The 21,505-nt window shown below is 39.3% G+C and carries 21 protein-coding genes and 1 pseudogene; 12 read left to right on the top strand and 10 right to left on the bottom strand.

Going from position 1 to position 21,505, the window contains the following annotated elements:
* Window positions 1-708: 708 nt before the first annotated feature.
* Window positions 709-1,161 carry a DinB family protein gene (locus ACIQYG_RS11315; RefSeq protein ID WP_402838033.1) on the top strand — a complete coding sequence of 151 codons (453 nt, stop codon included), beginning with the start codon at window positions 709-711 and terminating at the stop codon, window positions 1,159-1,161.
* Window positions 1,162-1,189: 28 nt separating this feature from the next.
* Here ACIQYG_RS11315 and ACIQYG_RS11310 read toward each other — a convergent pair whose 3' ends face one another.
* Together ACIQYG_RS11310 and ACIQYG_RS11305 are read right to left on the bottom strand one after the other, a co-directional pair.
* Window positions 1,190-1,822 (bottom strand): DUF2238 domain-containing protein, encoded by a 633-nt coding sequence (locus ACIQYG_RS11310; protein ID WP_402838032.1) that lies wholly within the window; start codon window positions 1,820-1,822, stop codon window positions 1,190-1,192.
* Between the two features lie 26 nt (window positions 1,823-1,848).
* Window positions 1,849-2,621 (bottom strand): annotated as a pseudogene (locus tag ACIQYG_RS11305) (alpha/beta fold hydrolase).
* 178 nt (window positions 2,622-2,799) lie between these two features.
* Here ACIQYG_RS11305 and ACIQYG_RS11300 point away from each other — a divergent pair.
* On the top strand, window positions 2,800-2,979 hold the full coding sequence (locus ACIQYG_RS11300; RefSeq protein WP_402838030.1) for a hypothetical protein: 180 nt from the start codon (window positions 2,800-2,802) through the stop codon (window positions 2,977-2,979).
* A gap of 175 nt (window positions 2,980-3,154) precedes the next feature.
* Here the strand turns inward: ACIQYG_RS11300 and ACIQYG_RS11295 are convergent, their stop codons facing one another.
* A complete protein-coding gene (locus tag ACIQYG_RS11295; protein WP_402838028.1) occupies window positions 3,155-4,879 on the bottom strand; it encodes a sensor histidine kinase in 1,725 nt (574 codons plus the stop codon).
* Complete coding sequence (locus ACIQYG_RS11290) at window positions 4,866-5,582, bottom strand: response regulator transcription factor (RefSeq protein WP_402838027.1); 717 nt, start codon at window positions 5,580-5,582, stop codon at window positions 4,866-4,868. Before ACIQYG_RS11290 ends, ACIQYG_RS11295 begins: the two co-directional genes overlap by 14 nt.
* Window positions 5,583-5,739: 157 nt before the next feature.
* Here ACIQYG_RS11290 and ACIQYG_RS11285 point away from each other — a divergent pair, with 157 nt between their 5' ends.
* The 5 genes from ACIQYG_RS11285 to ACIQYG_RS11265 all read left to right on the top strand — a co-directional run bounded on the left by ACIQYG_RS11285 (window position 5,740) and on the right by ACIQYG_RS11265 (window position 10,228).
* A complete protein-coding gene (locus tag ACIQYG_RS11285; RefSeq protein WP_402838026.1) occupies window positions 5,740-6,429 on the top strand; it encodes an ABC transporter permease in 690 nt (229 codons plus the stop codon).
* Window positions 6,429-7,334, top strand: a complete 906-nt coding sequence (locus tag ACIQYG_RS11280; protein ID WP_402838024.1) for an ABC transporter ATP-binding protein — start codon at window positions 6,429-6,431, stop codon at window positions 7,332-7,334. The genes ACIQYG_RS11285 and ACIQYG_RS11280 overlap by 1 nt, the downstream gene beginning before the upstream one ends.
* A gap of 117 nt (window positions 7,335-7,451) precedes the next feature.
* Window positions 7,452-7,886, top strand: coding sequence for a PH domain-containing protein (locus tag ACIQYG_RS11275; protein WP_402838470.1), 435 nt, complete (start codon window positions 7,452-7,454; stop codon window positions 7,884-7,886).
* Entirely contained in the window at window positions 7,883-9,394 is a 1,512-nt protein-coding gene (locus ACIQYG_RS11270; RefSeq protein WP_402838022.1) for a PH domain-containing protein, read from the top strand. The genes ACIQYG_RS11275 and ACIQYG_RS11270 overlap by 4 nt, the downstream gene beginning before the upstream one ends.
* A gap of 273 nt (window positions 9,395-9,667) precedes the next feature.
* Window positions 9,668-10,228, top strand: a complete 561-nt coding sequence (locus ACIQYG_RS11265) for a peptidoglycan-binding domain-containing protein (protein ID WP_402838020.1) — start codon at window positions 9,668-9,670, stop codon at window positions 10,226-10,228.
* A 509-nt stretch (window positions 10,229-10,737) separates the two neighbouring features.
* Here the strand turns inward: ACIQYG_RS11265 and ACIQYG_RS11260 are convergent.
* Window positions 10,738-11,184 (bottom strand): hypothetical protein, encoded by a 447-nt coding sequence (locus tag ACIQYG_RS11260; protein WP_402838018.1) that lies wholly within the window; start codon window positions 11,182-11,184, stop codon window positions 10,738-10,740.
* Between the two features lie 220 nt (window positions 11,185-11,404).
* Between ACIQYG_RS11260 and ACIQYG_RS11255 the strand changes: the two genes are divergently transcribed.
* Together ACIQYG_RS11255 and ACIQYG_RS11250 are read left to right on the top strand one after the other, a co-directional pair.
* Entirely contained in the window at window positions 11,405-12,832 is a 1,428-nt protein-coding gene (locus ACIQYG_RS11255) for a phospholipase D-like domain-containing protein (protein WP_402838016.1), read from the top strand.
* A 113-nt stretch (window positions 12,833-12,945) separates the two neighbouring features.
* Window positions 12,946-13,797 carry an MBL fold metallo-hydrolase gene (locus ACIQYG_RS11250; protein ID WP_402838014.1) on the top strand — a complete coding sequence of 284 codons (852 nt, stop codon included), beginning with the start codon at window positions 12,946-12,948 and terminating at the stop codon, window positions 13,795-13,797.
* Between the two features lie 316 nt (window positions 13,798-14,113).
* Here the strand turns inward: ACIQYG_RS11250 and ACIQYG_RS11245 are convergent, their stop codons facing one another.
* From ACIQYG_RS11245 to kynU, 5 genes are all read right to left on the bottom strand, one after another.
* Window positions 14,114-14,746 carry a LysE family translocator gene (locus ACIQYG_RS11245; RefSeq protein WP_402838012.1) on the bottom strand — a complete coding sequence of 211 codons (633 nt, stop codon included), beginning with the start codon at window positions 14,744-14,746 and terminating at the stop codon, window positions 14,114-14,116.
* 147 nt (window positions 14,747-14,893) lie between these two features.
* Window positions 14,894-15,520, bottom strand: a complete 627-nt coding sequence (gene kynB / locus ACIQYG_RS11240; RefSeq protein ID WP_402838010.1) for an arylformamidase — start codon at window positions 15,518-15,520, stop codon at window positions 14,894-14,896.
* 40 nt (window positions 15,521-15,560) lie between these two features.
* Complete coding sequence (gene kynA, locus ACIQYG_RS11235; RefSeq protein ID WP_402838468.1) at window positions 15,561-16,406, bottom strand: tryptophan 2,3-dioxygenase; 846 nt, start codon at window positions 16,404-16,406, stop codon at window positions 15,561-15,563.
* A 55-nt stretch (window positions 16,407-16,461) separates the two neighbouring features.
* Window positions 16,462-17,883 carry an amino acid permease gene (locus ACIQYG_RS11230; RefSeq protein ID WP_402838008.1) on the bottom strand — a complete coding sequence of 474 codons (1,422 nt, stop codon included), beginning with the start codon at window positions 17,881-17,883 and terminating at the stop codon, window positions 16,462-16,464.
* A gap of 89 nt (window positions 17,884-17,972) precedes the next feature.
* Window positions 17,973-19,250, bottom strand: coding sequence for a kynureninase (kynU, locus tag ACIQYG_RS11225; RefSeq protein ID WP_402838006.1), 1,278 nt, complete (start codon window positions 19,248-19,250; stop codon window positions 17,973-17,975).
* A gap of 175 nt (window positions 19,251-19,425) precedes the next feature.
* Between kynU and ACIQYG_RS11220 the strand changes: the two genes are divergently transcribed.
* From ACIQYG_RS11220 to ACIQYG_RS11210, 3 genes are all read left to right on the top strand, one after another.
* Window positions 19,426-20,040 carry a TetR/AcrR family transcriptional regulator gene (locus ACIQYG_RS11220; RefSeq protein WP_402838004.1) on the top strand — a complete coding sequence of 205 codons (615 nt, stop codon included), beginning with the start codon at window positions 19,426-19,428 and terminating at the stop codon, window positions 20,038-20,040.
* 367 nt (window positions 20,041-20,407) lie between these two features.
* Window positions 20,408-20,755 carry a lmo0954 family membrane protein gene (locus tag ACIQYG_RS11215; protein ID WP_063232490.1) on the top strand — a complete coding sequence of 116 codons (348 nt, stop codon included), beginning with the start codon at window positions 20,408-20,410 and terminating at the stop codon, window positions 20,753-20,755.
* 19 nt (window positions 20,756-20,774) lie between these two features.
* Complete coding sequence (locus ACIQYG_RS11210) at window positions 20,775-21,410, top strand: PspA/IM30 family protein (protein WP_034309579.1); 636 nt, start codon at window positions 20,775-20,777, stop codon at window positions 21,408-21,410.
* The last annotated feature ends 95 nt before the right edge of the window (window positions 21,411-21,505 follow it).

Here is a 21,505-nt window from a genome sequence, read left to right as displayed (position 1 = left end):
GTAGGCTGGACTCATTCCAAACCATGTTTAAGACAAGGCTTGATGTTTTTTTACTGTAATCCTTAATGGATTGAAGAAATATGCGACACTCCTGCCGAAAACCGGGCTAGCCGAGACACCACAGACGCTTGCTTTGATGAGGCTCGGCAGGCAGTCGGCGGAAAGGGAGCGGATTTCTGAAATCAACTGGAACGTTTGTTAAGAAGAAACTGTAGGCTGGACTCATTCCAAACCATGTTTAAGACAAGGCTTGATGTTTTTTTACTGTAATCCTTAATGGATTGAAGAAATATGCGACACTCCTGCCGAAAAACTGGCTAGCCGAGACACCACAGACGCTTGCGTCGAGGAGGCTCGGCAGGCAGTCGGCGGAAAGGGAGCGGATTTCTGAAATCAGCTGGAACGCTTTTAAAGAAAAAACTGTGCAAACTCGATTTATATGGTTTTTTTATTGTTTTAGGAAACCCTTATTGGTTTTCTGAAATCAACTGGCACTTTTTTAAAACTTCAGGCAAACTGACTTTTCTTCAAGTTTGCCTGAAGTCTGAACCGAAATCCATTTTTGATTTCGGTTTTTTCTTTTGGGGCTGTTATTTAATGCTGTTGTTTTCCATATTCAACAAACAATGAAGTTAGTTGAAGAAGGAGGTATTTTCCGGTTGGTTGCCGAATAAAAATCCTTTAGGTACAACTTAGGGGGAGTGCAAATTGAAAAATGTAATAGATGGAATCAATCATTGGATAGGTTTTATACCTGAAGAGTTCAACCGGATGACAGAAAAAGAATTAAATCATCGACCAATGCCACACAAATGGTCCCCAAAAGAGATTTTAGGACATCTATGCGATTCTGCATTGAACAATATGAGCAGGTTTATCAAGATTCAGTACGAAGAACAGCCATATGTTATACAAACATACAATCAAGACCAATGGGTATTAGCTCAGAATTACCAAGAGCGACCATTGGATGAGATCGTTAACCTTTTTTGTGCTTTAAATAAGCAAATCATTCATATAATAACGAATACACCAAATGATAGATTATCTAATCTTTGTGATATAGGGAATAATCAACTAAAATCATTGGAGTGGCTAATAAAAGATTATCTAGAACATATGGAACATCATATTAACAATCAAATCCTAATTAAAAAATAGTGACCTATATAGGTCACTATTTTTTAATTCAATTTTTCACTTTTCGTAACAGCTTGTCATGAAGTTTGGACAAGGTGAACAATACAAGGATAGAGCCGATTAATGTTAACGCCATATCCCATTGTGCATCCCAAATATCACCCTGTATTCCTAAAAAGTCCTTTGAAGCTTTTCCGCCTTTTGAAATGAGGGGACCTATCCATTCGATGATTTCATATAAGGCTCCAATCGCAAGCGCAAAACTTAATGTGACAGCAAATAACCACGGTCCTTTTGTTAGAGGGGTTTTACGTATTAGTATTTCTCTAATCACAATCGCAAATAAACCTTTTAGGAAATGTCCAAACCGATCATAGTGGTTCCGGTTTAGATCGTAATGATCTTTTAGCCAATCAAATAGAGGAACTTTTGAGTACGTATAATGGGCACCGATGAACATGGTAATGGAAAGAACGGCAATAATGAAATAGGATAATGTAGTGAGGCGGAATTTATTATATACAGCCATTACAAAAATCAGAAATACAACGGCAGGAAGTACTTCCATTGTCCATATCAAGTATCCTTCAGGCTTAATAACTGACCAAATAAAAACTGCAGTAACTAGCAATAGTAATATTAAATGAATCAGTTTACTTTTATCTCTTCCCAATTTTTTCACTCCAATAAATTTATCAGTCGATAGAATCAAACAGTTTGTGTATGGATAAAATGCTTAATGCTTTCATTTAAATCAGTAGCCGCTTTTGTAGGGATCTGATGCTTTACATGATCAATGAACTTTAATTCCGTACATGGCAACTTTTCATGCAATAAATTGGCATAGCGATACAATGGTTTATCTTGTTTGCCATAGATCAGTAAAGTTGGAAGATTGATTTTCTCAAGCTGATGGGTACAGTTATAATGCAAACTATAATGGTAATACTGCTCGATATTTCGGGCATCTCCTTTTAGGGCTTCATTAAACATTTTGTTGAACAGCTTTATGGTATTTGAATTGCTCCATGAGATGGAAAGCGCAAGAATTGGAACTGCGTCTTATTGGCAAGGGATATGCCTAAAGAAATCTTTTGCTTTAAAGGTGTATCCCTCACTTCAGACATTCCGCCTATTACAATGCCACCTAGAGCCCTATTGGCACAACTCAGCAAATATTCCAATACGATAGAGCCGCCGGTCGAGTATCCGCATATGATTGCTTTTTTAATTTTCAAATGATCCAGCAGTTGTTTGATATCTTCTATAATCAGGGGATAAGTTACTGGCTGTCTTGAATACTGACTTCTTCCGTGACCCCTAATATCAAAAGTTATAACTTTGAATTCTTCGGATAATTCCTCCATTTGGTATTCGAAATTCACACTAGTCAGTACAGGGGGATGAATAAAAACAATGGGAACCCCTTTTCCTCTAACAGAATAATACAAACTAGTACCGTCCACATCTAATACTGGCATGAATATTCACCTCATTCGAAGAGTGCTTGCATAATATCCTCCTAAAGAATTTTCCCTATATAACATGTTTTTATTACTAATTGTTTTGGTAACAAACTAATTGAATTTTTAGGTTTTTTTTGAACAAGATATAAGAGTTCAGGAAATGAACAAAAATATATAATATAAGGTGATGTAAATGAGAGCAAACATGGATAAAATTTTACCAGTGGTCGCTTCGGTCGGAGTAGGTATTGCCACTTATCAAATGTTGAGTGGAAATGGCGGGAAAATGAAGAATATGGTGCCGCTTGCCACTAACTTGATGGGAATGGGATCAGGGATGCAAGGGCAGAATCAACAGCCAGAAAATCAATAAAAACAAAATCATCCCCTTTAGGGGATGATTTTGTTTTTATTCAAGTGTTATATGTAATTCTAAAGTATTTGGGGTACGCCAACATTACGAAATCATGACGTTATCCAATCTGATTGAACTTTAACTCTGATTCAAATGTACACTTATGAATTTCTGCTATTTATTTTTCATCTAGTTAGGCTGGGAGAATGATTCGAACGGTTGTACCTTTTTGCGGTGAACTTTTTACATTGATGGATCCTCCATGAAGGTGAACCAATTGTTTCGTTATGGCCAGCCCAAGACCAGTTCCACGCCCGGAATCACTTGTATTGGTACCACGGTAATAGCGCTGGAAGAGCCTATCTAGAGTTTCATTATCCATACCTATGCCGTCATCTTCAATCGTAATAATCAGAAGGTGCTGCTCAATAGGTGAAATAGATACTGTGATCGTAGTGCCAGCAGGATTATAATGGATAGCATTCGCAATTAGGTTATCAATAATCCGTTGAAACCATTTGGTATCGATGGATGCTATTGCTGTTTCGTTTTTCGGCTGGAAGACGAATTTCATATGGTTGTTAGCCGGATCATTTATGAAATGGATCATGGTTCTGCGTATGAATTCAATGATATCCACTTCTTCTTTCACAATGGGCAGAGCATGATTTCTTAAACGGTACGTTAATGTTAGGTCTTCAAGTAATTCCATCATATATCCTGACTTTTCGGCAATGATTAAGGCGAATTCTCTTGTCTCTCTTTCTGTCCACGAGTAATTTTCAGATTCAAGCATTTGAGCATAACCTGATATGGAAGCAAGAGGCGTTTTTAAATCATGCGAAAGACCGCTTATCCATTCATCCCTGGTTTGAGTCATTTTCCTTCGTTGGGTTTCGTTTTGATGTAGGGTCTCGGTTAACTGTAAAAGTGTTGTAATCAGATCCTTATATAACCGATATTTCCTTTTTAACTTTCCTTTTTTATTTAACAAGATAGGGCGTTGATGAAGATCGAGTGGCTGTTCATATAAACCACTTCCAAGATTTTGAATCCATTTCATCATCGTAATCAAAGGAACCCCGAATTTACGTGCATACCAGAAAGTACCCGTTAACAATAGAAGAAATAACACTATAAAAATGATTAAAATACTTTTACTGATCTTTTTGAACAAGTTTTCTTCTAGAGAGGTCGAACTTGAATGGTTTATGCCCACAATTATTGTCTGTTCTGTCTCTGCATCAAAGAAAGCATCAACTGAATCGTGTGCACTCTCTGATAAGGTTTGAAGATCGTGATTCGTGTATGAGATCCCTTCCTTTTCACTTCCATATCCATCCAATACCTTGCCGCTCGAATTGATTAATTGAACCCAGCCCTCATCCTCATCTATTTGCTTAAGAGTAGCAGCGGAAAGATTAAGATGATGATTTTTCCAATCGACACTTGTCTTAACCTCGTTTAACAGACCAGTCTCAGAACTTTTTCTACCGAATATAAGCAATTGGGGCTGCGGATACGTTTCATCTAATTTCCAATGGAAGTAATCCACAGGGTCAGAACTATTTTGTAGCATTAAAGCGGCAAGTTCGCTCTCATTAAAATGTGAAGGTACATTTTCCGGAGTATTATAAGCTCCAATGACATCGCCGTTTGTTGTCAGGACTAGGAGCCAGCCATTCTGTTTCTTTGCCAGCTGTTTTAATTCGTCATCGAATGTCACTTTTTTACCTTGTATCGAAATCTTATCAGAAAAGAAAGTGCTATCTGCCTTTGATAAGTCTTGTGTAACCTCGTCATTCATGATGGAAAAGCCAATAATCGCCCAAATGGACAATAGAATAAAGAAAAATATGATGAAAACAAGAATTAATTGGATAAAAAACTGTACAATAAAGCGTTTATGAATGTTCATGTTTACTACCATCAGAAATGAATTTATAGCCAAGTCCTCTTACAGTAATAAGATGACGTGGTTTACTTGGATTGTCTTCGATCTTTTCCCGAAGTTTACTAATATGGACCATAACGGTATTATCCTCACCTAAAAATTCTTCGCCCCACACTTTTTCATAAAGCTGGCTTTTACTAAAAAGCTGATTTGGATATTTACAGAAGAATAGCAGTAGCAGGTAAACCTGCGCAGGCAATTCTACTTTCCTGCCATTCACGGTCACTTCTCCAGATAGAGTGTTTACTTGGATTTGTCCGTATTGGTAAAACGTTTGCGAAGTGTGTGAAATCTTTCCTGAATGACGCCGTAAATGTGCTTTTACCCTTGCAACAACTTCTAGTGGATTAAAAGGTTTGGTAATATAATCGTCTGCGCCTAATGCAAATCCAGAAAGTTTATCCAAATCTGTTGAACGCGCCGTAAGAAAGAAAATGGGGGCATCGGTCGTTTCTCTAATGAGCGGACAAATCTCAAAACCACTGCGATCCGGGAGCATAACATCCAAAAGGATTAAGTCATATCGTTTTGTTTGACATAAGGTCAAAGCATCCGCAGCCGTAGATGCTGTATCTATATAGTTGAATTCTTCTCTTTTTAGAATCGTTGTTAACATATGTAATATTGCTTTTTCATCATCTACAATTAATATTTGTGTCTCTTGCATTTGGATACTCCCATTCTATTATGTTATATAAATTATCATATCATTCGTTTACCAATTATTTAATAATTAAGGAAAAATTAAGGTGGAGTTTCTGGTAGGTTAAGAAAGAACACCTATAATAGTCCTTAAGTGATGAAAAGGAAGGAAGAGACTTAGTATGTATATTATTGGAAAAAGGGAATTTATCAATCTATTTAAAGGAATTAAATCAGTTATTATTGTAATGATGTTATTGGTTACCTCCTATTATTCAGCCAAGTTTTCTAATGTATTAGAATCTGGGATGGAACTTACAGCGAAGGAAGCTGAAAATATTCACACTGTTGGTCTTTTGACTCTTATCGTATTATTTGGTCAATTATTTGTAATGGGCCTTTCACACGATAGCCTAAACAGGGAAACACACGAACGGACTATACGATTTTTAGTGACAAGAACGTCAAGAACCTCCATTATTCTGGGGAAGTTTTTAGGTATTTGGCTATTTTGGCTTATTTGCCTAATGATCTCCTTCTTGCTTATTAGCATCTTTTCGCAGAAGATTGATGTGTTTATCTTTTCTCAGATAATGAGTTTATTAACCTACCAAATAGGCTTAACAATCTTACTTTCCGTTCTCATTCCTAAGCCTGGAATTACCATGTTCCTTGGAATCATGGTTGGGTTAGCTTTTCCTATTATTGGATTTTGGGTTTCTTTTACGTCTAATGTATGGGTGAGTTGGATGAAATTCATAAACCCCTATTATTATTTGATTAGGGAAGACTATACCTTTTTGGTGATTGTTTTATTTGCAGGTATCATGCTCGTTATCGCCAATCTGATTTTCAAAAGGAGGGAATGCTGATGAACGCCATAGAAACAACTCAGTTAAAGAAATCGTATGGAGCGGTACCGATCGTAAAAGGAATTGATCTTATCGTGGAAAAAGGAGAAATCTTTGGTTTTCTAGGCCGTAACGGAGCTGGTAAATCAACCTTCATCAATATGTTAACCGGCATTATTCAACCCAACTCTGGAACCTACTCGCTTCTAGGTGTAAAAGGTTCAAATGATCAAGTAAAGAAGAGGATTGGGGTAATGCCTGATTACTCCACATTATATGGCTCGTTAACGGCAGTGGAGCATTTGAAATTTTTATCGGCTCTTTCAGGAAATCCAGCAGGAAAAGAACGGTGTATGGAAGTCCTGCAGTTAGTTGGTCTTGAATCTCATGCTCATAAAAAAGCCGCTAAATTTTCATTCGGTATGAAAAAGAAGCTTGGAATTGCACAAGCAATCATCCATGAACCTGAGCTAATCTTTCTTGATGAACCAACTTCCGGTATGGATGCGGAATCCGCAATCCATATCCACAAGCTGATCAAGGATCTGCAAAAGAGAGGGGCGACTATTTTCATGACATCCCACAATCTTTATGAAGTAGAGAAAATATGCACCAGAATAGCGATTATGAAAGAAGGTCAGATTGTTAATATTGGCACAATGGAAGAACTCAGGAAAATATATAGGTCGACGATAACGGTCAAGCTTAAGCATTCTTCGGTGCCGAAATCAGAACAAGTGAAATTACATCAGTGGCTGGAGTCAGTAGGTACAGGACTGGAAATGAAAGATCCTTACATGACTATCAATATTGATGATGAGAAAAAGATTGCTGATATGATCAGAGCTTTCAATCAGTGTAAGGTTGATGTCTTGCGTGTAAATGTAAAAGAACCATCACTAGAAGAAATCTTTTTGGCCGAATAGGTTAAATGAATATAAGTTTATAAGGCACATTGATTTAAAAATTCAGGCGGTGATTTTATTAATTCTATAATGAGCTTACCTCAAAACAGATTATCCAAGGATGCGATAAAAGTGTGGATGTTAAGTGAAACGATTACGAATCTAATCGCGTTCATCATTCTGGGAGTCTTACTATACCTAGATTATCGTTTTTCTTGGAAAGAGTGGATAGGTTGGATTCTGATTGGGATTACAGCTATCTCTGTGCTAGGTGCAGTCTGGTCATTGATCAGCCCTTTTCTAATTTATAAAAACTGGCGCTTTGATGTAGATGAAGAGTTTTTACAATTGAAATCAGGTGTACTGAATGAAGTGCATGAACTTGTCCCAATGACAAAAATTCAATCGGTTGCAACCAAACAAGGACCGTTACTTAAAAAGTATGGACTCTGTTCAGTTTCAATTGAAACGATGGGTTCCTCTCACTCGATACCAGCTCTACCAAAAGAGGTTGCTATCAAGTTAAGGAATCAGATTGCTCAATATGCAAAAATTAAGGAAGTGGGGCAATGACGACAGCAAAACAATACAATCCACTTCTTATGCTATTTAATTTCTGTAAATTAGTCAGGAATTCCATTTTCTTTGTCATTTATTTCTTTGTGATCAAAGCTGGTTCTGAATCCAGCTTCATCACATATGGCAGGGTTGTTTTTTTGATAGCTTTCGGATTAACACTTATTTCAATTATTTTAAAATGGTTCACCCATAAATACGAACTTGATTATCGTTCCTTTCATCTATACAAAGGAATTTTCAGAAAATCCGAACGAACCATTCCTTTTTCTAAAATTCAAAACGTCAACCGTCATACGTCTTTATTCCATCGGATTTTTAAAGTGACTTCCGTCAATTTTGAAACAGGAATAGCAGGTGAGGATGCTGCTGTTAGATTCGAAGTCATTTCCCAAAAGGAAGCAGATCGAATGGAATCGCGTATGAAAAGTACTGTCCAGGAAGAATTGGCGACAATTCATGCTAGCGAATATAAAGATATTCTTTCTGTTGAAGATGGAGTTAAAAAAGAAATCTCAAATCGGACCAATCATTATAAGCCGGCAAAAAAGGATATTATAAAAGCTTCCTTTACATCTCTTAGTTTTCTGGTCCTTATTCCTTTTTTTAGTTCTTTATATTTCAAAATCAATGAAATCTTTCATGTGGAAAATAAAGCAGAGGGAATTTTTGAAAAGCTAATAGGCTCTTGGTGGATGATGACGATCATCATCATTGTTTTCGTCATTGCTTCTATCACTTTCGGAATATTGAGGACATTTTTAAAATATGGCAATTATCAAATTTCCTCAGACCATGATCGAATTTACATTACGAAAGGTCTAATCGATGAAACTGCCTTTTCTATAGCCAAAGAAAAAGTGCAGGCAATTGAAATTAAACAGTCCTTCATGAAACGGTTGCTCGGACTTGCCGAAGTGAAACTGACAAGTGCAGGTGGTTTGAGTACGGACGAAGATACGCTTGAAATTAACTCACTCTATCCCTATCTACCTGTTAAACGGGCATATGAAATAGTCTCGGAAATTTTGCCATTTTATGAAATATCACATAAGATGACTCCCCTTCCGATAAAATCCTTTTGGGTGCGCATACTGTGGCCAAGCTGGCTTTGGATCATAGCAACAATTTTCTTATTTTATTTCAAGCCAACTGTTCTGGAAGTGGAGGAAGCTTGGTGGATTCTATCTGCTATCCTGTTAATTATTATTGTTGTTTTAAGGTTATTAGATTTCTTCAATACCTTCTGCATTTTAAATAATGACTTCATTCAATTCAAAACAGGGAGTTTCAACACTTCTTTATTCGTGTCAAAACGGGATAAGATCATTGAAGTGAACGTAACCCGAAATATCATTCAAAAAATGCTCGGCCTTGCCTCCATTGGGACAATCAACCGGGCTAAACCGGTGCATCATGCTGGTATTGACCATGTATCTTTCGAGATGGCTGATTCTTTTTACAAATGGTATATGGAACGTAGAAATGAAATCAAAGTTGACTGAAAGGGTATAACATAAACATAGGACCAACATCAGGATAAGTGTTCGATCAGATCATGATTACTGTCAATATATATAAATAAATCCTGTATGAGGACGCTGCATTGTCAATAATGGGATTCCTTTTCGGCGATATACTTCCTGTGGATAATATTTACCATTTTTTATAATTAAAGTAATAAAACACCAATAAAATAACTCCTTGCGTTATAATGAATGGGCTCCAAGGAAAGTGTCAGAAACCTGCAGGAGTGATCATATGAATGGAGGTTATATGTGTTGAAGAAAAAATTATTGGTCATGATTCCAACAGTTGCCTTGATGTTGGCCCCTTTAGGAACGGGTACTTCAATTACCCACGCAGCATCAAAGGGCAGTCAAACCCAGAAAATCGAAACGAAGGCGGAAACACGCCCGACCCTCAAGAAAGGCTCACGTTCGAGTTATGTAAGAGATTTACAGCAAAGCCTTAAAGATGTTAAATATCATGTAGGCGTTGATGGGATTTTCGGTACCCAAACACAAAATGTGGTAAGGGAGTTTCAAGTGGACCATAACTTAGCTTCGGATGGTATCGTCGGACCGCTGACATGGGCTGCTTTAGATGAAAATAAGGTGGAAAGAAGACAGTTCACGGAGAAAGACGCAATCGCGATAGGGAAGAAGAAGCTGGGTAACAACATCGTATTCAGCGGAGATGGCAGATTGGTGAAAGATGGCAAAGGAAAATCATATTACAACTATAAAGCAGCTAATAAAGATTGGATGGACGAAGGCGGCACAGGAACGATTGGGTGGTTCCACATTTATAAAGATGGCCGTGTAGTGGAACAATAAAGGGATATACATGCAAGAATGTTCTCACTTTAATTGGGATTTTTTTTTGTAAAGCATGGATATAATAAAAAGACTAAATACATCCGTTTTTGGCTATAAATAACAAGTAAATATAGATATAATAGTAAATGGACAGCAATTTGGTATAGTGGGCAGCGGTCACTCCTTTTCAGAAAGGGGGTGTCGCTGGTGATTTCTATTATGGACGGACTGATGCTAATGATTTCATTCGCCTCTTTAATCGTCGCAGTAATCGCGGTTACATTAAAAAAGTAACCCCCTCCATACCATCCGGCCAGATGTATGTAGGAAAAGGGTTACTTTCATGATCGAGTAGCAACTGACTTACCACAGAAAGCCGCTGCTCTTTATGCAGTTTGCTGTTCATTGAGACGCTGGTTTAACCAGTGTCTTTTTTTTATATTTATTATTATATCCTCATTTTACCTATACATTCAACTAAAAGAACTGGTTGGAATCTTGAATTAACGAAGCATTTAGTAAATCAATTAGATTTTCGTTAAATTCCTGCCGGTTTCCAGTTTGAATAATTTCATTCCTTTATAAGAAATAATCGAAGGAATCATGCAAAGCAAGGCCATCGGTAAACAATATAGAAGATAGAAATGCCCTCCGTTATCCAGCAAGGGAATGAAGGCTAAAGCAACAAAAAGTAAAGTGAAAAAAATGATCGTGAAAATCCCGAAAGATTGATGATAAAATGCATGAATTTCCCTTCTTCGTTCATCTTGGTTGGGTAAGGTCTTTGCGGCTTTGTGCGTTCGAAGGAATAGGTACAAGGAGAACATTAGAAATACAGCGGAAAATGGTAAAGCGACAGCAAATAATGAAACGTCAAGAATGGAAAGATAAAAGCTGGATAAAAAGAAAACCTCTGATACCCCTAATGCAAAACAATAATTGAAGATACTAATTCTATCAGGTTGTTTAAGCATGAAATCCCTCCTTCTATATCATATTATGCAACTGCTTTCATGTTCACCACTTTGTCACATTTAAAAGGAAAATAAATCCTCCGAGTTCCGCTCGGGATCAAGCAGATTGGCAAATGGCACCGCTCACTACCCATTCGGATGTATCAAGACTGCAGATGTTGAATAGAGTCTTTGCATATTACGAATAGTAATAAAATATCGCTTAATGGGGGGAGTGCTCATGACTGTAAAAACGGCAATTAAAGGATTTTTGCTTGTTCTTCTATTATATTTTCTTTATGTAGTCGTGACGGCGGTTGTTCTTTTCCCAAAAGCAGAAAAAGAAGAAAATAGGCCGATTAAACAGGTAAGTGAATATATGGGAGAGAAGGAAGCCACCGTGGATCGTGTCCTGCTTTTCGAAGACGGTTATGAGTCGGGACTCGCCAGAATGCGAATGATCCAGGAAGCCCAGCATTCAATCGATATCGCCTACTATGCTTTTGGAAAAGGTGAATCAACCGAGCTTTTTCTTGGAGCCTTGATCGATGCGGCTGACCGAGGTGTCAAAGTCCGAATCCTTCTGGATGGAATATCTCATGGACTCAGAGGTCAATTAAGCAGTGCCCGTTATGCATTGGCTTCGCATGAAAACATTGAATTAAGATATTACGAAACCTTTAAGCCATTTAAGCCGTGGACCTGGCATAATCGCCTTCATGACAAGATCATCACTGTAGATGGAAAGTTAGGCATCATCGGAGGGAGAAATATTGCCGATAAGTACCTAGCAAGCAAGCCGCCGAGGAATTTTGTCTATGACAGGGATGTACTCATTTTCAATGCTAAAGAGGAGAAAGATAGTGTAATCGTTGAAATGAAGGACTATTTGAATGAATTATGGACCCATCCGTATACGAGCGATGTATTTTCCGACCTGTCGAAAAGGCAAATGGAAAAAGGAAAACGTGAAAGAGAGACATTAGCGAAAAAATACAGCAAAGCTTTGCGCACTGAAACCGATTTCGTGAACCCAGTCGTCGATTGGAATAAGGCTACAACACCTACTAAAAAAGTGTCCTTCATACATAATCCACTCGAACGGTTCAACAAATACCCTATTGTGTGGAGATCTTTATTGGATATTGCCGCGAACGCCAATCAATCGGTATACATCCAAAGCCCCTATATTGTCCCTGCGGATGCCTTGAAGGAATATGTACCGAAGCAATTGGATTCAAAGGCTGATTGGACCATACTTACCAACTCGGCGGCATCAACCCCGAATATGATCGCTTTTTCCGGTTACTTGGCTCTTAGGGATAGCGTCGTTGAGACAGGGGCAAGGCTTTATGAATATTCAAAGCCTTATTCCTTGCATGGTAAATCGGTTGTCTATGATCAACGATTAAGTGCAGTGGGTTCCTACAATTTGGATTCTCGATCTGCCTTTTTAAATACAGAATCGATGGTGGTCATCGATAGTGAAAGATTTGCAGCGCAGTTGATAGGTGCCATCGATTCAAAAATCACAAATAGTACACTCATTGCGGACAATAAAAAATATATACAACCGCCTGAAGATCGGAAAAGGGAAGAGTCTTTTTTTAAAGCCACCTTTTTAAATGCCCTCTCGAAAATTACGGTATATTGGAATAGGTTCATTTGAAACATGACTAAAAAGACAGCAATCTCAGTGATTGTTGTCTTTTTAGCCTTTTGCGGAGATTACCTTATGAATACATGTGTAATTTGCTATACTTGAACAAAGGAGACAGAAACATGCAAACATTACAGCACCTATCGAAACATATTGTCTACCTGCCGCCAGTTCAGGAAACGGATCGCCCGGTTCTTGCCGCCGTGACGGGAAACAAGAAAACGCTCATCATCGATGCCGGTAACTCTGTCAGGCATGCACAGCTCTTTAAGGACGAATTGCTTCGGAATGATATAAGCGGGAATTTCCTCGTTCTTACCCATTCGCACTGGGACCATGTATTCGGACTGGAGAATATCGGGATTCCGGTGATTTGTCAGGAAAAAACATACACGAACATTAAAGATATGCAGCAGCTTTCATGGGAAGATCAGGAACTTGATCAACGGGTCGAAGAAGGGACGGAGATTGCCTTTTGTGCCGATGCAATCAAATTGGAACATGGGACGAATAGAGAGATTTCCTTCCCCCTGCCCGATATCATCTTTGAAAAAACGATGACGATCGATCTTGGCAATATAACATGTGTCATCGAACATGTTGGCGGCGACCATGCCAAAGATTCCTGCATCATTTATATACAGGAGGAAAAGACCTTATTTCTGGGAGACTGCCTTTATGCCAATCTTTATGCTGAAAAATGGAATTATACGGCTGACCAGGCTTTGCTGCTTCTTAAGAAAATTGAAGCCTATGATGCCGAAACATATATACTCTCCCATCATGATCAGCCTCGCACGAGACTGGAGATGGAGGCGGAGCTTAAGCTAATGAAAGAATGTGCCAGAGCGGTGGTCGAATATCGGGGAGACCGAGCTTTAATGGAGCAGGAATTGGCTAAAGAATTAAAGCGGGATTTAACTGAGGAAGAACTCGAAACGATTGGATTTTTCGTGAATGGGTATGTTGAGTGATCTTGAACTCTAATGAGCACAAATATAAAAGTTTGGGTGGGGTATGAGTTTGGTATTATAGGGCTCATCCCCAGTCCTATACAAAATCGATAATAAGCGTTAATGGTGCTGAAACTATAAGAACGTTATCGGGATATTTATGACCAATAATAAAGGAGGGGATGAAAAATATTTTCTCCTTGTATAAAAATCCAAATTATGGTTTTTTATTATAACGTACTTAAATCACTATAGCTGTACCAAAACCCCTATATACTACATAAAAACTGCACCTCCAATTGTTAGGAGTTTTTTAACAATCTGGGTGCATTTCAAATTAATTATGAGCTTTTTCCAAAGCTAGCTTTATCCCGAAACCAATCAAGACCGTCCCGGTTATCCCCTCGAATATCGCTTGGGTTCTAGGCTTTTTCATAAAAGCACTGATCTGGTTCAGCAGATAGATATAAAATACAAACCACAACGCAGTTAAAACGGTATACGTCATGCCCATGATCAGGAACGGTAAAAACGTATCATTTCCCGGATTCACGAACTGTGGCAGAAACGTTAAAAAGAAGACGGCCACTTTAGGGTTCAGCAGATTGGTAAGGAATCCTTGCTTAAAGCATGACTGGTTTTCATACTTACTTTTGACTGACGTTTCCGCCGCTGCGGCCACTTGCTTATTCCTTAATCCCCATAGGGTCTTGAAGCCTAGGTATACCAAGTAAACGGCACCGACATATTTGAAGATGGAAAATAATAAAGCGGATTTCACAATGATTGCTGAAAGTCCGAACACGGCAGCTGATGTATGAATAAGCAGGGCACAGCACGTGCCGAACATCGTTTTAAAACCTCCCGAAGTCCCCACGGTAACGGTGTTCCTTGTGGCTATTGCTGTATCTGGACCAGGTAAGATGATGAGAAGGATGCACATGATGATGAACACGTAAAAGTTTTCCATATTCGGACCTCCACTCTTAATGATGAATTCTGAAAATTATAACATAGATGCACTTGGATTAGGGAGATAAATTTGATAGTTAATGTTTCAACAAAAAAACAAGCCAAATCAGTTTTTGATCTGGCTCGTTTTTTTGAAAAAATTTCGTTAGGGCAACTTTTTCAACACAGCACGTACCGGACTTCCATCTGCTTCAACTAAAGGAAGAGGGAGGGCTGCCAACTCATAATTACCCGGTACGATGCCGTCTAATACAAGTCCTTCCAAAATGTGAATGCCATGATCGGCAAGTTCATGGTGGGCGGACAGCTCTTTACTATCCAGTGGATCTACTGAAGGTAAATCAAGTCCAATAAGACGGACGCCGTGTTCTGTAAGATATGCCGCTAATTCTGGCTGGATATGAGGAATGGTTTGTGGAAACACACTTCGATCCTTCCATGCATCCGTGCGAATTAACAGACGGGTAACGCCTTGTAGATCTATATTGGAAAATTCATCAACTCCGATGCTTGTCTTGTTTGGTAAATGGATAACCCGGGCATTTCCCATATATAAATTGAGATCCAAATCAATCACTCTTTTTCCATCATCATCAAAATGAAAAGGTGCATCAATATGGGTACCGGTATGGATACTCATATTGATTTGACCTACATTGACAGATCCGCTTTCTTCTTTACTCCAATTGACTTTATAAGAGAAAGGTGTATCTCCAGGCCAGACTGCAACGTTATCATCCAGACGTTGTGAAATATCAATCCATGTCCCCATACATTTTACCTCCGTCTCTACTGGCTATTTCTTGAATATCTTAAAGCTTCGTTCTTAGACTCCATAGTTCTGGGAAAAAGTGTTGATCCAGTGCCCTTTTTAAATACGTTACACCTGATGATCCGCCAGTACCTTGCTTATTACCAATAATCCTTTCCACTGTGGTCATATGATTAAAACGCCATAATTGCTGTTGGTGGCCAATGTCCACTAACTTTTCGCCCAGCTCATATAAGTCCCAATATTGCTCAACATCGCGGTAAACTGTCAGCCATGCTTCTTCTACACTGGCATTTGGTTCATATCTTTGTGACCAATCCCTGCTGATGGCTTCTTGATCAATAGGTAATCCGCGCGCCACAAGAGCTTTGATCGCCGCGTCATAAATACTTGGCTCATGAAGGGCCTGCTGCATTTGCTCGTATAAATCCGTTTGGTGCTGATAGACCGAGAGCGTATGGACATTTTTGTTTCCTAATGCAAATTCAATCAAACGATTCTGATAAGATTGGAATCCGGAAGATTGTCCCAGTTTATCCCTGAACTCCATGTATTCAGCCGGCGTTAAAGTTGAAAGGACATTCCATGACTGGATCAATTGCTGCTGGATCCTCGAAACGCGAGACAGCATTTTAAACGAAGGTTCCAACTTGTTTTGGCGGATGGACTCAGTTGCTGCTGTCAACTCATGTAAAATGAGCTTCATCCATAGCTCACTTGCTTGATGGATAATGATAAATAGCATTTCATCATGATGATCGGAACATCTATGCTGACTGGTTAAAATCTTATCAAGGTGGAGGTAATCTCCGTAGGACATCGATTTTTGAAAGTCGGTTTGAATTTCTTTCTCTAGACCCGTTATCGTTTGTTCATTGTTATCCATATTCTTCATTCCGCAATCTCCTCACTTTTCGCAAAAAACTATTTATTCCGTCATTCTATTCTATCTTTTTTTCCAGAGATTCTTCCATTACATTATGGTTAATATTTCTTCTTTTCGAAACAAAATAAGTAACAGCTAAAAATAGTAACCAAGGAATCCCGAATTGAAGCATGATTTTGAAATCCGTAAACCATGACGTAATCATCAAACTGAATAGAAGAACGGCTCCTAGTATCGTTAAATAGGGGAAACCGATCATTCTTACCGGTAACTTGCGTCCGCCTGTTTTATCCCATTTCACCCTGAAGAACAAATGGGAAATGAAGATCATGAGCCATGTGAACATAGCACCGAACATGGAAATCCCCATCATGAATGCATAGGATGAACCGGGAAGTAACGCATGAACGCCTGCAGCGATGAAAATCCCCGTTGAAGAGACAGCAAGTGCTTTTGTAGGAACACCCCTTTTGTTTAACTTTCCTAAAAAGGTGGGTGCATGTTTTCCGCGTGCCAATGAAAACATCATCCGTGTTGAAGCATAGAGCTGAGCATTCATGGCAGATATGGCAGCCGTTAAAATAATAAAGTTCATGATCCCGGATGCACCTGGAATGTTCAAGATTTCCATCACTTTTACGAATGGACTTACCTCGATCCCAGCCGTTTTCCAAGGAACGATCATCAGCATGATGCCGATTGTCAGCACATAGAAAGTGGATAAACGGAACACGGTCGCTTTTAATGCTTTTGGGACAGCTGCATCCGGATCTTTTGCTTCCCCAGATGTAACCGCTATCAATTCAGTTCCAAGAAAGCTGAATAAAGAAATGAATACGGCTATCCACATCCCCTTCAAACCGAATGGGAAAAAACCGCCTTCATTCACGAAGTTTTCCGGTCCTATATGCGGCTGTTCGGATGAACCGAATAGTACATAGGCTCCAAGAAGGATAAAACCAACAATGGCACTTATTTTAATAAAGGAGAACCAATACTCAAATGTCGCGAATGTATTCACGCTGGTAGCATTTACATAAATCAGGACACCTGCAAACAACAAAATCCATACGATTCCCGGCACGGTCGGAAACCAATAATTCATATATACGCTGACTGCACTTACTTCAACCCCAACTGCCAAAACATTGCCAATCCAATAAGAATAGCGGACAAGATAGCCTGCCATAGGAGTCATGTACTTTTCCGCAATGGCCCCAAAAGATCCGGAAGTAGGGTGGGCAACCGTCATTTCGGCTAAACAGCCCATCAACAGTAAGACAATGAACGCCCCAAGAGCATAACTGAGCAATACACTTGGTCCTGCCGCTTGAATCGCAAGTCCGCTGCCAAGGAATAGCCCCGTCCCGATGGCACAGCCCATCGCGATCATGGAAAGCTGACTTGTTTTCAGCTCACGTTTTAATCCTTTTTCTGGCTCATCTTTAAAGTTCAATTGAGTATTGTTTTTCTCCATAGTTCATCTCCTTTTTATCAAATAAGATTTTATCCTGCCCTAAATAACTAACCATTCGAGGGGTGAACCCCATCTGGCGGAATTCCAGGTTATGCCACCACTTCACGCTCATTCTTGTATTTTTCATATTGTTTTTCTGACATGATCTTCTTGAGTATTTGTACAACTTCCCAAACTTCTGCGTAGGAAGTATATAGTGCAACCGGGGCGAGACGAATGATGTTAGGTGCTCGGAAATCTGGAATGACACCGTTCTCTTTCAATGCCTTGCATATCCGTGCAGCTTCTTTATGCTCGAGGCTTACATGACCTCCGCGGCGGATGTCTTCTCTAGGAGTTCCAATGAAAAATCCCATGTCTTTCAATTCGAATTCGACTAAATCCATTAAATATTGATTGATTTTCAGGGATTTTTCGCGAATATTCTCAATTCCAGCTTCTATAAAAATGTCCAAAGACCCAATCAAAGGTGCACAACTTAATACATGCGGAGTGCCAATTTGATACGCACCTGCTGATTCAGCTGGTGTTAAGGTATGTTCCATATCGAATTGTTTATCTTTTTTGGAGCCGAACCATCCAGCCAATCCAGGCATCGTTCCAAATTGTTTTCGATTTACATATAAACCGCCAACACCGCCAGGGCCGCCATTTAAATGTTTATAATTGCACCAATACGCAAAATCCACATCCCATTCGCTGAATGAATGCGGGATGGCACCGATGGAATGGCATCCGTCAAATCCGATTACAATTCCTCTTTTATGAGCTTCATCAGTCAATCGTTTCATATCCAGTATTTGACCGCTGCGATACAGGACCGTTGGCAAGATGATCAAAGCGATGTCATCGGTCATTGCTTCGATGATGTCATCCTCTTCAAGAAATCTGCCATCCCGGCTTTTCACGCGGATGAGATCGGTTTCCGGATCGTATCCATGTGTACGCAGCTGACTTTGAAGAGCATAAATATCAGTCGGAAAGGTTAATTCATCAGCCAAAATTTTTGTGCGCATTCCTTCAGGCTTATAAAAAGTGGCCACAAGCTGATGCAGATTTACAGTAGTGGAGCCGGTTACAATAACTTCCTCGGCAGAAGCTCCGACCAATTGGGACATCTTCGCGCCCAATTTCTCAGCCATGAAAAACCATGGGTGATTCCCTTGCGTCCACCCATCAATCCCATGCTCTTTCCAATCTTCCAAAGACTCCAGAAGAGTGCGTTCAGCCCTTTTCGAAAGAAGCCCCAATGAGTTTCCATCCATATAGATGGAATCCTGCTTTAAATAAAACTCTTCTCGAAAACCTTTAAGCGTATCATTCTCATCCATTTGTTTGGCGTGATCCAATGTATATTCAGAAACCATAATCATCCTCCTATATTAATTTATTAAATAATTTTCTAGGAGAATCGTACCAAAGAATATGACATGGTGTCAATAAGTTAATTCAGAAAATTATAAACATTGGATCGAACATTCCAACAAATGTTTTTTATTTTATGGAAATCCTTTATCCTAGAAGATAAGGGGAGGAATAAGCATGGAGAATGGCAAAGTAGGGGATAAACGGCATTTACGCTCGATCATGACACGACAAAAGTTGTTGGAAGCTGCAAAGGAAATATTTCTTGAAGAAGGTTATCAAGCTGCGCTTATTTCCCAAATGATCAAAAGGGCAAACATCGGCTACGGAACGGCCTATGTTCATTTTAAAGGGAAAGAGGATCTGTTAATTGTATTAATGGAGAATGTAATGGAGCAATTCTATGAAATTGCCGAGACTTCTTTCTTTCCAAAATCAAAAGATGAAGCAAAACATATCATCAACAGACAAGCTAATGCTTTTTTGAAAATGGCAGAAGCTGAACGCAATATGATGCAAGTTTTCGAACAGGCCATTGGGATATCAACCATTATTTCAGATAAATGGAAAGCGATCCGCATGAAGTTCATTCAGCGAATTTCAAAGGACGTCGCCTATGCACAGCAAAATGGGCTGGCAAGAGCTGAACTAAACCATGAGCTTGTGGCGAGAGGATGGTTTTTCACAAATGAAATGTATCTGTGGGAAATCGTCCGAAACGAACATCAAAGTTCAGTCGAAGAAATTGCTCAAACCATCACTTCAGTTTACGTCGAAGGCTTATATGTGTAATGAGAATGGCAGCTCATAAATCTTCCGATTATATACAATCGGAAGATTTTTTTTATTTCAAAACTCACGAGTAAAGCATCGGAATTCACGAGTAAACTGCCAAAACTCACGAGTAAAGCATCGGAATTCACGAGTAAACTGCCAAAACTCACGAGTAAAGCATCGGAATTCACGGGTAAACTGCCAAAACTCACGAGTAAAGCATCGGAATTCACGAGTAAACTGCTCAAACACTAATAAAACACCCTCACTAGCATCGGACTTACGGTGTCTACGCCTTAAGTCTTACTAGAAAATATAGCTAAGGCTCATTATACGAACTTGTAAAAGTAGATAAGATATAAACATAGAAAGGAGGACGAAAACAATGAAGAAATTTGGTTTATTTATTGTAGGGCTGATCGCGCTTTTCCTGTTACTGGCGAACGTTGGTCCACTGATCAGCCTGGCGATTTGCTTGGCGATCCTATACTTTGGATTCAAGCAGTTCATGAAGTCCGAATCGACAGGGGCGAAGATTGCGTGGGGATCAGTCTCCATTATCGTGCTGATCGTTTCTATTTCCCATATCCCGGCAATATTGGGACTGGTGGCAGCTTATGTTCTTTACCTGGTTTATAAAAAATGGAATGAAAATGATGAAAGTGCATCATCTAAAGAAAATGACCCATTCTCAAATTTTGAAAGAGAGTGGAAAGAGTTGAATAAGAACTAATAGAAGGGATGTAATTGGAATGGGTAATTTATTTTCAAGAATGAAACAAACGATTTCAGCTGATTTTCACGACTTGTTGGATAAAAAGGAGCAAAAAAATCCAATTGGGATGTTAAATCAATATTTGCGTCAATGTGAGCAGGAGACAGAAAAGGTAGGTAAGCTGCTTGAACGTCAATATCTTTTGAAAGAAGAGTTTACGCGTGAATATAATCAAGCGCAAAATCTAGCTGAAAAACGTAAGCATCAGGCTGAGATTGCCAAGCAGTCGGGAGAAACCGATTTAATGGAATTTGCTGTCAAGGAAAGCCTGCACTATGAAGAGCGGGCGCAAAGTTTGAAAGAGGCGCATAAAAGTGCAGAGGTTCAGTTGGCTGAACTTGAGCGGAAATATGAAGAAATGAAACATAAGCTGAAGGATATGCATCTAAAGCGGTTGGAACTGATGGGCAGGGAAAATATTGCCCGGGCAAACAACCGGATCAACCGGGTTTTGGACGGAGGCAGTTCCGAAGCCAAACCGGTAGCGATGTTTGAAGAAATGGAGCATTATATCGATCGCATCGAGCACCAGGTCCATACAGATTATAATCGGCATACGATCGATGCCAGGATTGTCCAGCTTGAAAAAGAATTGGAACAGAAAGAAGCGTAAAGGTTTTGTAAGGCATCGCTGTCATCCCCTGGCCTTTTGGAATGGAGGGCGGGGGAAAACAGGCTGTCGGAACGAGATAATTTCATGGTATTCTT

Origin of the sequence: Peribacillus sp. NPDC096622 (genome assembly GCF_044762665.1) — a bacterium.
Lineage (GTDB): Bacteria > Bacillota > Bacilli > Bacillales > DSM-1321 > Peribacillus > Peribacillus frigoritolerans_B.
The sequence above is the reverse complement of the archived record's forward strand: the minus strand, read 5'-3'. Positions and strand labels throughout refer to the sequence as shown.